The sequence below is a fragment of the Microbacterium sp. HJ5 genome (assembly GCF_054824025.1).
The window spans coordinates 183,641-197,713 of sequence record NZ_JSYE01000004.1 but is presented as its reverse complement, the minus strand read 5'-3'; the positions used below and the strand labels follow the sequence as shown (position 1 = coordinate 197,713).

At 70.7% G+C, this 14,073-nt stretch carries 16 protein-coding genes; 7 read left to right on the top strand and 9 right to left on the bottom strand.

Going from position 1 to position 14,073, the window contains the following annotated elements; genetic code table 11:
- Positions 1-44: 44 nt before the first annotated feature.
- From OB08_RS02155 to pdhA, 3 genes are read right to left on the bottom strand one after another with little or no spacing between them, the layout of a single operon-like run.
- Entirely contained in the window at positions 45-1,415 is a 1,371-nt protein-coding gene (locus OB08_RS02155; RefSeq protein ID WP_461471631.1) for a dihydrolipoamide acetyltransferase family protein, read from the bottom strand.
- A complete protein-coding gene (locus tag OB08_RS02150; protein WP_461471629.1) occupies positions 1,412-2,422 on the bottom strand; it encodes an alpha-ketoacid dehydrogenase subunit beta in 1,011 nt (336 codons plus the stop codon). The genes OB08_RS02155 and OB08_RS02150 overlap by 4 nt, the downstream gene beginning before the upstream one ends.
- Positions 2,419-3,549, bottom strand: coding sequence for a pyruvate dehydrogenase (acetyl-transferring) E1 component subunit alpha (pdhA, locus tag OB08_RS02145; RefSeq protein WP_461471627.1), 1,131 nt, complete (start codon positions 3,547-3,549; stop codon positions 2,419-2,421). The genes OB08_RS02150 and pdhA overlap by 4 nt, the downstream gene beginning before the upstream one ends.
- 166 nt (positions 3,550-3,715) lie before the next feature.
- On the opposite strand from pdhA, the gene OB08_RS02140 reads away from it, so the two are divergent.
- Positions 3,716-4,189 carry an Lrp/AsnC family transcriptional regulator gene (locus OB08_RS02140; RefSeq protein ID WP_461471625.1) on the top strand — a complete coding sequence of 158 codons (474 nt, stop codon included), beginning with the start codon at positions 3,716-3,718 and terminating at the stop codon, positions 4,187-4,189.
- 10 nt (positions 4,190-4,199) lie between these two features.
- On the opposite strand, the gene OB08_RS02135 is transcribed toward OB08_RS02140, so the two are convergent.
- Positions 4,200-5,195, bottom strand: coding sequence for an EamA family transporter (locus tag OB08_RS02135; RefSeq protein ID WP_461471623.1), 996 nt, complete (start codon positions 5,193-5,195; stop codon positions 4,200-4,202).
- Between the two features lie 74 nt (positions 5,196-5,269).
- On the opposite strand from OB08_RS02135, the gene OB08_RS02130 reads away from it, so the two are divergent.
- Positions 5,270-5,824 (top strand): CGNR zinc finger domain-containing protein, encoded by a 555-nt coding sequence (locus OB08_RS02130; RefSeq protein ID WP_461471621.1) that lies wholly within the window; start codon positions 5,270-5,272, stop codon positions 5,822-5,824.
- Here OB08_RS02130 and OB08_RS02125 read toward each other — a convergent pair.
- A complete protein-coding gene (locus OB08_RS02125; RefSeq protein ID WP_461471619.1) occupies positions 5,784-6,683 on the bottom strand; it encodes an alpha/beta fold hydrolase in 900 nt (299 codons plus the stop codon). The genes OB08_RS02130 and OB08_RS02125 overlap by 41 nt on opposite strands.
- Before the next feature lie 74 nt (positions 6,684-6,757).
- Between OB08_RS02125 and OB08_RS02120 the strand changes: the two genes are divergently transcribed.
- Complete coding sequence (locus OB08_RS02120; RefSeq protein ID WP_461471617.1) at positions 6,758-7,489, top strand: exonuclease domain-containing protein; 732 nt, start codon at positions 6,758-6,760, stop codon at positions 7,487-7,489.
- Between the two features lie 66 nt (positions 7,490-7,555).
- Here OB08_RS02120 and OB08_RS02115 read toward each other — a convergent pair whose 3' ends face one another.
- The 3 genes from OB08_RS02115 to glgA all read right to left on the bottom strand — a co-directional run bounded on the left by OB08_RS02115 (position 7,556) and on the right by glgA (position 9,924).
- Positions 7,556-7,810, bottom strand: a complete 255-nt coding sequence (locus tag OB08_RS02115; RefSeq protein WP_461471615.1) for a type B 50S ribosomal protein L31 — start codon at positions 7,808-7,810, stop codon at positions 7,556-7,558.
- A 124-nt stretch (positions 7,811-7,934) separates the two neighbouring features.
- Positions 7,935-8,720 carry an ABC transporter ATP-binding protein gene (locus OB08_RS02110; RefSeq protein ID WP_461471613.1) on the bottom strand — a complete coding sequence of 262 codons (786 nt, stop codon included), beginning with the start codon at positions 8,718-8,720 and terminating at the stop codon, positions 7,935-7,937.
- Between the two features lie 10 nt (positions 8,721-8,730).
- The gene (glgA, locus tag OB08_RS02105; protein WP_461471611.1) at positions 8,731-9,924 is read right to left on the bottom strand and encodes a glycogen synthase; all 1,194 of its coding nucleotides are present in this window, start codon (positions 9,922-9,924) and stop codon (positions 8,731-8,733) included.
- Between the two features lie 76 nt (positions 9,925-10,000).
- Here glgA and OB08_RS02100 point away from each other — a divergent pair, with 76 nt between their 5' ends.
- From OB08_RS02100 to OB08_RS02090, 3 genes are read left to right on the top strand one after another with little or no spacing between them, the layout of a single operon-like run.
- On the top strand, positions 10,001-11,245 hold the full coding sequence (locus OB08_RS02100; RefSeq protein ID WP_461471610.1) for a glucose-1-phosphate adenylyltransferase: 1,245 nt from the start codon (positions 10,001-10,003) through the stop codon (positions 11,243-11,245).
- A 43-nt stretch (positions 11,246-11,288) separates the two neighbouring features.
- Positions 11,289-11,930, top strand: a complete 642-nt coding sequence (serB, locus tag OB08_RS02095) for a phosphoserine phosphatase SerB (RefSeq protein ID WP_461471608.1) — start codon at positions 11,289-11,291, stop codon at positions 11,928-11,930.
- A 40-nt stretch (positions 11,931-11,970) separates the two neighbouring features.
- A complete protein-coding gene (locus OB08_RS02090; protein WP_461471606.1) occupies positions 11,971-12,663 on the top strand; it encodes an alpha/beta fold hydrolase in 693 nt (230 codons plus the stop codon).
- A gap of 31 nt (positions 12,664-12,694) precedes the next feature.
- On the opposite strand, the gene fabG is transcribed toward OB08_RS02090, so the two are convergent.
- Positions 12,695-13,405 carry a 3-oxoacyl-ACP reductase FabG gene (fabG, locus tag OB08_RS02085; protein ID WP_461471604.1) on the bottom strand — a complete coding sequence of 237 codons (711 nt, stop codon included), beginning with the start codon at positions 13,403-13,405 and terminating at the stop codon, positions 12,695-12,697.
- Between the two features lie 113 nt (positions 13,406-13,518).
- Between fabG and OB08_RS02080 the strand changes: the two genes are divergently transcribed.
- Positions 13,519-14,043, top strand: coding sequence for a DUF4190 domain-containing protein (locus OB08_RS02080; RefSeq protein WP_461471602.1), 525 nt, complete (start codon positions 13,519-13,521; stop codon positions 14,041-14,043).
- The last annotated feature ends 30 nt before the right edge of the window (positions 14,044-14,073 follow it).

Sequence of the window (14,073 nt, the reverse complement as noted above, 5' to 3'; positions counted from 1 at the left end):
AGGCCGGGCGGATTCCTCCGCCCGGCCTCGTCGCGTTCGTGTGATCAGCGCAGCAGCATCGCGCGGCCCGGCTCGCGGAGCACGTCCGCGACCTCGACCATGAAGCGCGAGCCCTGCTCGCCGTCGACCAGACGATGGTCGAACGACAGGGCGAGCGTCATCACGTCGCGCAGGGCGATCTCGCCGCGGTGCTCCCACGGCTGACGACGCACAGCGCCCAGCGCGAGGATGCCGGCCTCGCCGGGGTTCAGGATCGGTGTTCCCGCGTCGACGCCGAAGACGCCGACGTTGGTGATCGAGAACGTGCCGCCCATCATGTCGGCCGGCGCGGTCTTGCCCGCGCGTGCCGTCTCGGCCAGCCCGCGGATGGCGTCGGCGAGCTCGACGAGAGTGAGGTCCTGCGCGTCGCGGATGTTCGGCACGACGAGCCCGCGGCCGGTGGCGGCCGCGATGCCGAGGTTCACGTAGTGGTGCTCGACGATCTCGCCGGCCGCGTCGTCCCAGCGCGAGTTCAGTCCCGGGTGACGCGCGAGCGCGAGGCACACGGCCTTCGCTGCGACCGCCATCACGCCGATCTTGTGCTCCTGGAGCGAACGGTCCGCCTTGAGCGAGGCGATCAGCTCGGTGGTCGCGGTGACGTCGACCGTGAGGAAGGTGGTCACGTGCGGTGCGGTGAAGGCACTGCGCACCATCGCCTCGGCCGTGTGCTTGCGCACCCCCCGGATCGGTGTGCGCGTCGTGCGGTCGCCCGCCGCGACGGACGGGTTCGGCTCAGGCACGAAGGCGGGCTCGACCGGGGCCGAGGTCGTGAGCGTCGCCCCGACCCGTGCGGCGTACGCCTCGACGTCCGCGCGCGAGATGATGCCCGTCGCGCCGGTCGCCTCGACGAGCGCGAGGTCGATGCCGAGCTGCTTCGCGAAGAGGCGCACGGGCGGGGTCGACCGGGGGCGCTCGAGCGGCCGCTCGGTGATCTCCGGCGTCGGGATCGCGTCGTGCGGCGCGGCCTCGAGAACGGCGGTGTCGGATGCCGCGGGCCGGCCGCCTGCCGCACGCGTGCGGCGCTGCGGCCGGGCGGTGCCCCGCGGGGCGGCACCGTAGCCGACGAGGTTCGGCTCGGCCTTCGCCGGCTCTTCGGCCTGCATCTCGGCCGCCGGTGCCGGCTCGGGGGCGGCGTCGCCGCCCAGATCATAGGAGATGAGCACCGACCCGACGGCGACGACATCGCCCGCGGCGGCGTGCAGCTTCGTGACCGTGCCGGCGTGCGGCGAGGGGAGCTCGACGACGGCCTTGGCCGTCTCGACCTCGGCGATCGTCTGGTTCAGCGCGACCGTGTCGCCCTCGGCGACCAGCCACGCGACGATCTCCGCCTCGGGAAGACCTTCGCCGAGGTCGGGGAGCATGAAGTCCTGGATCACAGTTCGACCCCCGTGAGGCTGTTGGGGCGGTCCATCACCCGGTCGACCGCGTCGAGGATGCGGTCGAGGTCGGGGATGTGGTGCTTCTCGAGCTTGGCGGGCGGGTACGGGATGTCGTGCCCCGTCACGCGCTGCGGCGCGGCCTCGAGGTAGTTGAAGCACCGTTCGGTCACGCTCGCGACGAGCTCGGCGCCGACGCCGGCCTCGCGCGCCGCCTCGTGGGTGACGACGACGCGGCCCGTCTTGCGGACCGACGCGGTGACGGTGCGGTAGTCGACGGGCGAGATCGAGCGCAGGTCGATGACCTCGATCGAGACGCCGTCGTCTTCGGCGGCGGTCGCGGCGTCCATCGCCGTGGCCACCTGCGAGCCGTAGGTGAGGAGCGTGACGTCGCTGCCCTCGCGGGCGACGCGGGCGAGGCCCATCGGCGGCGCATCCGCGAGGTCGACGTCGAGGTCGACCGCGCCCTTGGTGTGGTACAGCCGCTTCGGCTCGAAGTAGACCACCGGGTCGTTCGACGCGATGGCCTGGCGCAGCATCACGTAGGCGTCCTGGGGGTTGGACACTGCGATGACCCGCAGGCCCGACGTGTGGACGAAGTACGCCTCGGGCGACTCGGAGTGGTGCTCGGCGGCGCCCACGCCACCGGCCCACGGGATGCGGATCGTGATCGGCATCGTGACGTTGCCGCGCGTGCGGTAGTGGAGCTTCGCCACCTGGCAGACGATCTGGTCGAAGGCCGGATAGACGAACCCGTCGAACTGGATCTCGACGACCGGGCGGTAGCCGCGCATCGCGAGCCCCACGGCGGTGCCCATGATGCCGGCCTCGGCCAGGGGGGTGTCGACGACGCGCTGCGCCCCGAACTCGGCCTGCAGGCCGTCGGTGATGCGGAACACGCCGCCGAGCTTGCCGATGTCCTCCCCCATGATGAGGACCTTGTCGTCATCGGCCATCGCGCGACGGAGACCTTCGTTGATGGCCTTCGCCATCGTGAGCTGCGTCATCGTGCCGCCTCCTCTGCGGCGAAGCCGTCGAGGTAGGCGCCGAACCAGGCGCGCTGCTCGTCGAGACCGGAGTGCGGCTCGGCGTAGACGTTGTCGAGCACCGTGATGGGCTCGCGCGTCACCGCGCCCTGTGCCGCCGCGCGCACCTCGGCGGCCAGCGCGTCGGCGTCGGCGGCGACGCCCTGGGCGAACTCGTCGTCGAACTCGCCCTGTGCGCGCAGGAGCGCCTCGATGCGCGCGAGGGGGTCGCGGCCCTTCCAGCGCTCGACCTCCTCCTTGTCGCGGTAGCGGGTGGGGTCGTCGGACGTGGTGTGGGGGCCCATCCGGTACGTCACGGCCTCGATGAAGGCGGGGCCGTTGCCCTTGCGTGCGTTGTCGACGGCCCAGCGCATCGCGGCGAGACACGCCAGGACGTCGTTGCCGTCGACGCGCATGCTCGGGATTCCGAAGCCGGGAGCGCGCCCGGCGATCGGGAACTTCGCCTGGACCGTGACGGGCTCCGAGATCGCCCACTGGTTGTTGGTGCACACGAAGACCACCGGAGCGCCGTACGACGAGGCGAAGACCATCGCCTCGTTCACATCGCCCTGGCTCGAGGCACCGTCGCCGAAGTACGCGGCCGCCACCTGGTCGGTGCCGTCGCGCTGGATGCCCATCGCATAGCCGACGGCGTGCAGCGACTGCGCGCCGATGATGATCTGCGGCGTGGCCGTGTTGATGTCGTACGGGTTGTAGGTCGAGTGCTCCTCGCCCCGCCACGCCAGCACGTAGTCGGCGGGCTGCGCGCCGCGCACGAAGGCGACGCCCACCTCGCGGTAGCTGGGGAAGGCGAAGTCGTCCTGGCGGAGGCCGCGGGCGGTGCCGATCTGCGACGCCTCCTGCCCCTGGCACGGCGGCCACAGGGCGAGCTGACCCTGGCGCTGGAGCGCGACACCCTCGGTGTCGATCCGGCGCAGCAGCACCATGTCGCGGTAGAGCGAGCGGAGTGCGGCGGCGTCGATGTCGGCCACCCAGCGGTCCAGCTCGGGATCGGCGATGCGCTCGCCGTCGGGGGTCACCAGCCGGGCGACGTCGTCGGTGTCTGTCGCTAGCTCGGCGGTCGGGGTCAGGGTGTGCGTCATCGCCATCACTCCTCGGTGCAACCTCCCTCGTGAGGAGGGGCGTCGTGGTTCGCCGGCTGCTTCGCCGGCACCTTCGAGGTTACGTCCGCATCGCACCTCGCTCAAGCAACCGCGGCTTGCTTGAGCATGTTGACAACTAACCCCCGGCAGAACCGTGCTAACGTTTCGCACTATGAGTGCCCTCGATCACGTCGACCTGGAGCTTCTGGCCGCGCTTTCCGCCGACCCCCGCGCGACCGTCGTCGCGCTCGCCGAACGGCTCGGCCTGTCGCGCAACACGGTCCAGGCGCGCATGGCGCGGCTCGAGCGATCCGGCGTCTTCCTCTCGTACGAGCGCGCCATCTCGTCGACGTCGCTCGGCTACCCGATCGAAGCCTTCATCAGCGTCATCGTCCGGCAGGCCGACCTCCCCCGCATCACCGCCGAGCTCGCGCGCGTGCCCGAGATCGTGCAGGCGCACGGGCTCTCGGGCCAGGTCGATCTGCTGGTGCGGGTCGCCTGCCGCGACACGCAGCACCTCTTCGACACCGACGCGCGCATCCTCGCGATCGAAGGCGTCGAGCGCACCGAGACGTCGCTGGTGATGGGCGAGGTCATCCCTCACCGCGTCATGCCCCTCATGGAGCTCGCGCGGCGCGAGTCCTAGCTGCCCGCCGTCAGGGCAGGGGCACCGCCGGGGCCGGCACCGCCACGGCGGCCGTCCGCCGCAGGTCGTCGACCTTCACCAGGATCACGCCCGCCAGGATCAGCGCCCCGCCGGCGAACTGGATCGGCGCGGGCACCTCTGCCAGGAAGATCCACGCGAAGCCCAGCGCGAACAGCACCTCGGAGAGACCGACGAAGGACGCGACGCGCGAACCGATCCGCGGAACGGCCATCACACCGAGCGCGTAGCCGAGGGTTGTCGCGATGCCGGCGACCCACAGGAGCGGCACGAACCACGGGACCTCAACCCCGGCGAGCTCCACCGAGATCGCGGGCGCCTGGAACGGCATGATGCCGAAGAGGCACAGCAGCGCCATGATCCCCGCACCCACGAGCAGTCCGCTCGCCGCCAGCGCCAGCGGCGGAAGGTCGTCGCCCGCGCGCTCGGAGATCACGAAGTAAGCGCATACGCACACGGCCGCAGCGAGGGCCAGCAGGGTGCCGACGAGGTCGAACGACGCGCCGGAGATGTCGACGACCAGCACGAGGCCGGCGACGGCGATCACGGATCCCCACAGCACGAGCGCGGACGGCGCCTTGCGCGTGCGGAGCCACACGAAGCCGACGAGCATGACGGGCGCGAGGTACTGGATCAGCAGCGCGACGGCCACCGGCATCCGCTGCATCGCGGAGAAGAAGAAGAGCTGGCAGCCGAGCACGGGCATGAGGCCGAACCCGAGGATGAGCCGCCAGTGCCGGCGGAGGAAGCCCGGCTGCCGGCGGATCGCGAGGAGCACCGCGGGCGACAGGATGAGCCCCGCTACGCCCATGCGCACGAGCAGCGCCGCGCCGAGCGACCAGCCGCCCTCGAGCAGCGGCTTGATGAACGGCCCGCTCGACGAGAACGCGAGCGCGGAGGCGACGGCCATGACCAGCCCGGTGCTGCGCAGGCGAGCGGATGCCGCGATCGGGGCGATCACCGGAAGGGACGCGGTCGAAACGGTCATGGGCGGCATCCGACTGTCAGGAGCGAACTGTGTTTACACTGGTGACAGTATCGAAGCGGATGTCAGGAGTCAACATGGTTTTCATCCATGACACGAAACGCACGCTCATGATGGTCGTCGACCTCGTCAACACGTTGCCCGGCTATGACGGCGACGACACCCTCCAGACGCCCGACGACCTGCGCGAGTTCCTCGTCGACAACCCCTACACGGGCACGATCCGGCACGATGCCGCCGAGGTCGCAGCGGTGCGCGAGGTGCGCGGCCGGCTCCACGAGCTGTGGCAGGTCGACCGCGTCGGTGCCGTGCCGCTCGTCAACGCGATGCTCGCCGACGGCGAGGCGCTCCCCCGGCTGGTGATCCACGACGAGTACGACTGGCACATCCACGCCACGTCCGACGACTCGCCGCTGGCGACGCGCATGATGGTCGAGGCCGCGATGGCCTTCGTCGATGTGATCCGCTCCGACGAGTACGGCCGCATCCGCGTGTGCGCCGCCGACGACTGCGACTCCGTCTACATCGACTACTCGAAGAACGGCTCCAAGCGCTACTGCGACACCGGCAACTGCGGCAACCGCATGAACGTCATCGCGTACCGGGCGCGGAAGGCACGAGAAACCGCCTGATCGCGTCCGCCGCGGCGGCGGGCGTCTCGTAGTGGATCAGATGCCCGACGTCGGGGATCTCGACGAGCTCGGCGTCGGCGAAGAGCGTCGCCAGCCGCCGCTCGGCCTCGATCGGCGTGATGTCGTCGCGCACGGCGGCGACGAGGAGCGTGGGCTGGGCGATCCGCGGCGCGAACTCGCTCACGTCGTGCGACACGGACGCGACGAAGGCGTCGTGCAGCACATCGCGGTCCGCGAACCGCGAGAAGTACGTGTCGTGCTGGTCGTGGATGAAGCGGCGCAGCTCGGCGTCCTTCGTCTTGGCCATCGACTCGCTCATCACCCGCACGATGAGCCCGTTGCGCAGGAGCGCCTCGCCGAGCCTCTTCGGAAGGCGTGCGCCCGCCCAGTAATAGAAGACCGCGAGCCGTGTGAGGATGCCTCGCGGTCCTTCGAGGGCCGGCGCGCCGATGGGGTTCACCAGGACCACCTGCGGCGTCTCCAGACCGTCGGCGACGGCGGCCGACACCACGATCGAGCCGAACGAGTGGCCGAGGATGACCGCGCCTGGCGCGACGGAGGCGACGAAGGCGCGCAGCCAGCGCGCATAGGCGCCGAGATCGTGACGGATGCCGGGGAGCGGCGACGTCTCTCCGAAGCCCGGGATGTCGGGCGAGATGATCCGCACGTCGGGCAGGTGGGCGACGACGGGCTCGAGTCCGTGGTGCTCGCCGCGGAAGCCGTGCACGGCGACGACGGTCGTCGACGCGGTCGTGGGCCCATACGTCCAGTAGGCGGTCGTGCCGCCCAGGACCGACACCTCGTGGCGCTCCACCGGGATCGTGTCGAGGAGCGGCGCGTACGGGTTCGGCGATGCCACCCCCCGAGTCTACGAGGCTCATCGCGCGGAGCGCCTCGGACCCGGTGTCGGATGCGTCGCATACCGTGAGCGGCATGGATCGCCCGACGCCCGAGATGCTCGCGCTGTTCGACACGCCCGAGTGGCTGCGCGTGGTCGGCGTGTTCGACCTGGAGACGACGGGCGTCGATGTCGCGGCCGACCGCATCGTGACGGCGCACGTGGGGGTGCTCGACGCGTCGGGGGCGGTGATCAGCGCGCGGGACTGGCTCGCCGATCCGGGCGTCGACATCCCCGACGGCGCGACGGCGGTGCACGGCATCACGACGGCTCACGCCCGCGCGCACGGGCGCCCCGCCCCGGAGGTGGTGGCCGAGGTGGTCGGCTCGCTGCGCGGGCTGCTGGACGCCGGCATCCCGATCGTCGCGTACAACGCCCCGTACGACTTCTCGCTGCTCAAGAACGAGGCCGTGCGCCACGGCATCGATCCGATCGTCGACCCCGCGCCGGTCATCGACCCGCTCGTGGTCGACAAGGCGTACGACCGCTGGCGCCGCGGCAAGCGCACGCTCTCGGTGGTCGCGGCGCACTACGCCATCCGCCTCGACGGTGCGCACGAGGCGTCGGCCGATGCCGTGGCCGCGGGGCGCGTCGCGCAGGCTCTCGCAGAGCGTTTCGCCCCGTGGCTCCCCGCGACGGCGCACGAGCTGCACACGCGCCAGATCGCGTGGGCCCGCGCGCAGGCGGCCGGCTTGACGGACTACTTCATCCAGATCGGCCGCCTCGATCCCGACGATCGCCTCGACGGCAGCTGGCCCATCCGCTGACGGCATCCGGAAAGGCCCGCGGAATGACGAAGGCCCCGCCGAAGCGGGGCCCTCGCGTGCGACTGCTTACTTGGAGCCGCCGAAGTTCTTGAAGCGCTGGTTGAACTTCTCGACGCGACCGGCCGAGTCCATGATGCGCTGCTTGCCCGTGTAGAACGGGTGCGACGCGGACGAGATCTCGACGTCGATGACGGGGTACTCGACGCCGTCGAGCTCGACCGTCTTGTCGCTGGTCACCGTCGAACGGGTGAGGAAGGTCTCGCCGGAGCCGAGGTCGCGGAAAACGACCGCCTTGTACTCGGGGTGGATGTCAGTCTTCATGGGAAGTCCTTTGAAAGTGGTGCCCTGGATTTTGCCAGGACGGACAAAGTCTGAGGTGCGAGTGCACCAAAGAGCGATTCTATCAGGCTCGGGGCCCGGAAACGGAATCGGGCGTCGCGATGCCTCAGTGTGCGGCGCGGGCGGCGTAGCGGCCGTCGTGCTCGGTGAGCTCGATCGGCGCGCCGAACGTCTCGGTCAGCGCCTCGGCGGTGAGGGTCTGTGCGAGCGGCCCGGCGGCGACGGCACGGCCGTCGGCCAGGAGCAGCACGTGAGTGAAGCCGATCGGGATCTCCTCGACGTGGTGCGTGACCATGATCATCGCGGGCGTCGTGGGCGCCTGGGCGTAGCCGCCGAGGAGCGACAGGAGCTCTTCGCGCGCACCGAGGTCGAGGCTCGCGGTCGGCTCGTCCAGCAGGAGCAGCTCGGGGTCGGTCATGACGGCGCGCGCGATCTGGACGCGCTTCTGCTCGCCGTCGCTCAGTGTGCCGAATGTGCGGTCGGCGAGGTGGTCGAGCTTCCACTCGGCGAGCACGCGCAGCGCGCGGCGCTCGTCGATGTCTTCGTAGTCCTCGCGCCAGCGGCCGAGCACCGAGTACGCCGCCGTCAGCACGACGTTGAGCACGGTCTCCTCCGGCGGCACGCGACGGGCCATCGCCGAGGAGGCGAACCCGATGCGCGGACGCAGCTCGAAGACGTCGGTGCGACCCAGCCGCTCCCCCAGGATCGAGACGACGCCCGACGTGGGATGCATCAGCGTGTCGGCGAGCTGCAGGACGGTGGTCTTGCCCGCTCCGTTCGGTCCGAGGATCACCCAGCGCTCGTCGTCGCTCACGGTCCAGTCGAGGTGATCGACGATGTCCCTGGCGTTTCTGCGGACGACGACGTCGGAGAACTCGAGCACCTGCGGCATGTCGTCCAGCCTATCGGCCGTCGGCGGTGACCTCCGCGTACAGCGCCGCCGTCTGGTCGGCGATGCTCTGCCAGCTGAAGTCGTCGGTCGCCCGCGCCCGCCCCGCCGCGCCGTACTCCCGCGCGCGGCCGGGGTCGCTCACCACCTCGGTGAGCACGCGCGCGAGGTCGGCGACGAAGCGCTCCGGATCCGTCGGGGTGCCGGTACCGTCCTGCACCTGCTCGATCGGCACCAGACGACCCGTGACGCCGTCGACGACCACCTCGGGGATCCCGCCGGTCGCCGTGCCCACGACGGCCGCGCCGCACGCCATCGCCTCGAGGTTGACGATCCCCAGGGGCTCGTACACCGAGGGGCAGACGAACGTCGTCGCGGCGCTCAGCACCGTGCAGAGCTCGTGGCGCGACAGCATCCGATCGATCCAGACGACACCCTCGCGGGTCTCCTGCAGCCCGCGGACGAGCCCCTCGACCTCGGCCATGATCTGCGGCGTGTCGGGCGCGCCCGCGCACAGCACGACCTGCACGTCGGCGGGCAGCCGCTCGGCGGCCCGGAGGAAGTACGGCAGCCCCTTCTGGCGTGTGATGCGCCCGACGAAGACCACCGACGGCTTCGTGGCGTCGACGCCCAGCTGCGCCAGCAGCTCGGGATCGTCGACCGGATGCCACGCCTCGACGTCGATGCCGTTGTAGACCACCCGGACTTTGGCGGGGTCGAGCGACGGGTAGCTGCGCAGGATGTCCTGGCGCATGCCCTCGCTCACGGCGACGATCGCCGCGGCCCCCTCGTAGGCGGTCTTCTCGATCCAGCTCGACACCGCGTAGCCGCCGCCCAGCTGCTCGGCCTTCCACGGACGCAGCGGCTCGAGGCTGTGGGCGGTGACGATGTGGGGGATGCCGTGCAGGAGCGAGGCCAGGTGACCGGCGAAGTTCGCGTACCAGGTGTGACTGTGCACGACGTCGGCGCCCGCGACGTCGGAGACGATCTCGAGATCGGTCCCGAGCGTCTGTACGGCAGCGTTCGCCGCGGCAAGTTCCGTCGGCACGCCGTACGCGGTCGTGCCCTCCTCGTCGCGCTCCGCGCCGAACGCGCGGACCCGCACGTCGATGCTCCGGCGCAGCGCCTTCACCAGTTCGGTGACATGCACCCCCGCTCCGCCGTAGATCTCCGGCGGGTACTCCTTGGTGACGATGTCGACGCGCATGGCACGCAACTTAGTACACGAGGCCTCCCGCGTGTAGCCGTTACATCCGATCGGCGTGCGGGCCTAGGGTGGTGCCATGCCTGCAGCGCCGAAGGTCTTCGGAATCATCCTCGCCGGCGGCGAGGGCAAGCGCCTGATGCCCCTGACGGCCGATCGGGCGAAGCCCGCGGTGCCGTTCGGCGGGCAGTACCGGCTGATCGACTTCGCCATCTCGAATCTCATCAATTCGGGACTGCGCCAGGTCGTCGTGCTGACGCAGTACAAGTCGCACAGCCTCGACAGGCACATCTCGCAGACGTGGCGCATGTCGGCCCTGCTCGACTCGTACGTGACGTCGGTGCCCGCCCAGCAGCGTCTCGGCAAGCGGTGGTTCTCCGGTTCGGCCGACGCCATCCTCCAGAGCCTGAACCTCATCAACGACGAGCAGCCCGACATCGTCGTGGTGATCGGCGCCGACCACGTCTACCGCATGGACTTCCGCCAGATGCTCGCAGCGCACATCGATTCCGGTGCCCGAGCCACGGTCGCCGGCATCCGCCAGCCGATCTCGCTCGCCAACCAGTTCGGCGTGATCGACGTCGACAAGGCCGACCCGACGCGCATCAACGAGTTCCTCGAGAAGCCGCAGAACCCGACCGGTCTGGCGGACTCGCCCGGTGAGGTGCTCGCGTCGATGGGCAACTACATCTTCGACACCGACGCGCTCATCGAGGCGGTCGAGTCCGACGGCGAGCTGCCGACGTCGAACCACGACATGGGCGGCGACATCGTGCCCTACTTCGTCGGCCGCGCCGAGGCGGGCGTCTACGACATGAACCGCAACGACGTGCCGGGGTCCACAGACCGCGATCGCTACTACTGGCGCGACGTCGGGACGATCGAGTCGTTCTTCGACGCGCACCGCGACCTCATCTCGACGCTGCCGGTGTTCAACCTGTACAACACCGACTGGCCGATCCACTCGCAGGCGGTCAACTCTCCGCCGGCGAAGTTCGTGCGCGACTCGGTCGGCCGCATCGGCAACTCGATCGACTCCATCGTGTCGCTCGGGTCGGTCCTCTCGGGCACGCACCTCGAGCGCAGCGTCGTCGGGCCGTGGACGCTGGCGGGCGGCGGATCGACCATCACCGATTCGGTGCTCTTCGATCACGTGCAGGTCGGCGCCGGGGCGCGCATCCACCGCGCCATCCTCGACAAGCAGGTCGTCCTCGCGGACGGGGCGACGGTGGGCGTCGACCGCGACAAGGACCTCGCCCGGGGCTTCACCGTCACCGACAGCGGCATCACGGTCGTCGGCAAGGGCATCCGCGTCGAACGGTGACCGCCGGTTCGGGATGCCGCGTCCCCGCCGCTAGCGTGGAGGGATGCCCGCACCCGCCGCCCGCTTCCTCGTCGTGCTCGACGCCGATTCGACGCTGATCCGCAACGAGGTCATCGAGCTCATCGCCGACGAGGCCGGCAGAGGCGCCGAGGTGGCAGCGGCGACCGAGGCCGCGATGCGCGGCGAGGTGGACTTCGCGACGAGCCTCCGCTCGCGGGTGCAGACGCTCGCGGGCGTGCCGGTGGAGGCGTTCGCGCGCGTGCTCGCGCGGGTCGAGCCCACACCCGGCGTGCGGGAGCTCATCGACGCAGTGCACGCGCGCGGCGGTGCGGTGGGCGTCGTCTCCGGCGGATTCCACGAGATCCTCGACACCGTCGCGCCGCAGCTGGGCGTCGACGTGTGGCGCGCGAACCGTCTGGCGATCTCGGAGGGCGTGCTCACCGGCGTCGTCGACGGCGACATCGTGGACGCCGAGGGGAAGGCGTCGGCCCTGCAGGAGTGGGCGGGCGAGGCCGGCGTGGCGATGTCGCGGACGATCGCGATCGGCGACGGCGCGAACGACCTGCGCATGATGGCCGTCGCGGGGCTGGGTGTGGCGTTCAACGCCAAGCCGGCCGTCCGTGCCCAGGCCGACGTGGTCGTCGCGCCGGTCGATCTGGCCGAGGTCATCGCTCTCCTGCCCTGACCCGGGGCGGATGTCACCGGCACTCGATAGCGTCGGGGACATGGACATCATCCTCGTTCCCGGGCTGTGGCTCGACGCATCGTCGTGGCAGCCGGTCATCCCCGCTCTCGAGGCCGCAGGTCACCGTGCGCGCCCGCTCACGATGCCGGGCGTGGGCGCTCCGGCGTCCGAATCGGCCGACATCGGCATGCAGGACTGGGTCGACGCCGTCGTCGCCGAGATCGACGGCTCGACCGACCGCGTGGTGCTCGTGGGCCACAGCGGCGGCGGAAACGTCGTGTGGGGCGCTGCCGAGGCCCGGCCCGATCGCGTCGCGCGCGTCGTGCTCGTCGACACGGTGCCGCCCTTCGACGGCGGGAGCATCTCGGAGTTCGAGATCGTCGACGGCGTGGTGCCGTTCCCCGGGTGGGACTCGTTCGACGACCCCGACGTGGGCGACCTCGGCGCGTCGACGCGCGAGGAATGGGCCGCGCGCGCACGTTCCGTACCGGCGAAGGTGCCCACAGATCCGATCCCGCTCGACGGCACGGCACGGCACTCGGTGCCCGTGACGATCCTCTCGGGCGGCATGGACGAGGCCGCCTTCCGAGAGGCGATCGCGCAGTGGGGTCCGTACGCAGCCGAGTTCGAGGCGATCGACGATGTCGAGGTCGTGCACCTCGACTCCGGCCACTGGCCGCAGTTCTCGCAGCCCGAGGGCCTGTCTCACGCGCTCGTCGCCGCTATCCGCTGAGGGGAGCCCCGCTGACCGGTCGTCAGTGTCGTCAGTGCCCCATCCCGAGGCCGCCGTCGACGGGGATGACGGCGCCCGAGATGTAGGCCGCGTCGTCAGACGCCATCCACGCGACGACGCCGGCGACCTCGTCGGCCGTGGCGAAGCGGCCGGCGGGGATGTTCTTCTTGTACTCGGCCTGGGTGTCGTCGGCGAGGGCGGCGGTCATGTCGGTCTCGATGAAGCCCGGCGCGACGACGTTGGCGGTGATCCCACGACCGCCGAGCTCGCGCGTCAGCGAACGCGCGAATCCGACGAGCGCGCTCTTGGAGGCCGCGTAGTTGATCTGGCCGGCCGACCCGTACAGGCCGACGACGCTCGAGATGAGGATCACCCGGCCCCACTTCGCGCGGAGCATGCCCTTCGACGCGCGCTTGACGACGCGGAAGGCGCCGCCGAGGTTGGTGGCGACGACGCTGTCGAAGTCCTCTTCCGTCATGCGCAGAAGGAGCGTGTCCTTCGTCACGCCGGCGTTCGCCACGACGATCTCGACCGGACCGAGCGTCTTCTCCACCTCGGTGAACGCGGCGTCGACGGCTGCGGCATCCGTCACATCGGCCCGCACTGTCAGGGTCCCCTCCGGCCCTTCGCCCGACCGCGCGGTCACGGCCACCTTGTAGCCCTGCGCCACGAAGCGCTCGGCGATGGCGCGGCCGATGCCGCGGTTTCCGCCGGTGACGAGGACGACGCGATCGCTGGACATGGTGGGGCTCCCGAAGGTCTGTGACGAATCCGCACCAGCCTACCGGCGCGGCGTTTGACACCCCGCGCCGTGCGCTGGAACGCTGGGGTCAACGTCTGACGAAAGGTTCGCCCGTGAGCGACAACACCCCCGCCGCGCCCACTCCCGATCCGGCCGGCGCCTACCCGCCGCCGGCTCCCGGCGCGTACCCGCCGCCCGCCGAGCCGGCTCCCCCGGCGTACGGCGCCGCTCCGCAGTACGGCGCGCCGCAGGACACCTCACCGTACGGCGCCGCCCCGCAGTACGGCGCAGCTCCGCAGTACGGCTCGACTCCGCAGTACGGCGCCCCGGCGCAGTACAGCGGCGCTCCCCAGTACGGCTATGGAGCTCCGGCCAAGACGAACACCCTCGCGATCGTCTCGCTCATCGCCTCGCTCGCGAGCTTCATCATCCTTCCCCTCATCGGCTCCGTCGTCGGCGTGATCACCGGGCACATGGCGCTCAGCCAGCTGAAGACGAGCGGTGAGGAGGGCCGCGGTCTCGCACTCGCGGGCACGATCGTCGGCTGGGTGGGGCTCGGACTCGCGATCCTCGGCATCATCGCCTTCTTCGCCTTCTTCGCCTTCGTCGTCTCGCTGCCGACGAGCTATTCGTACTGACGCGCGTCCCGCACGTCGCACGGCCGGTGC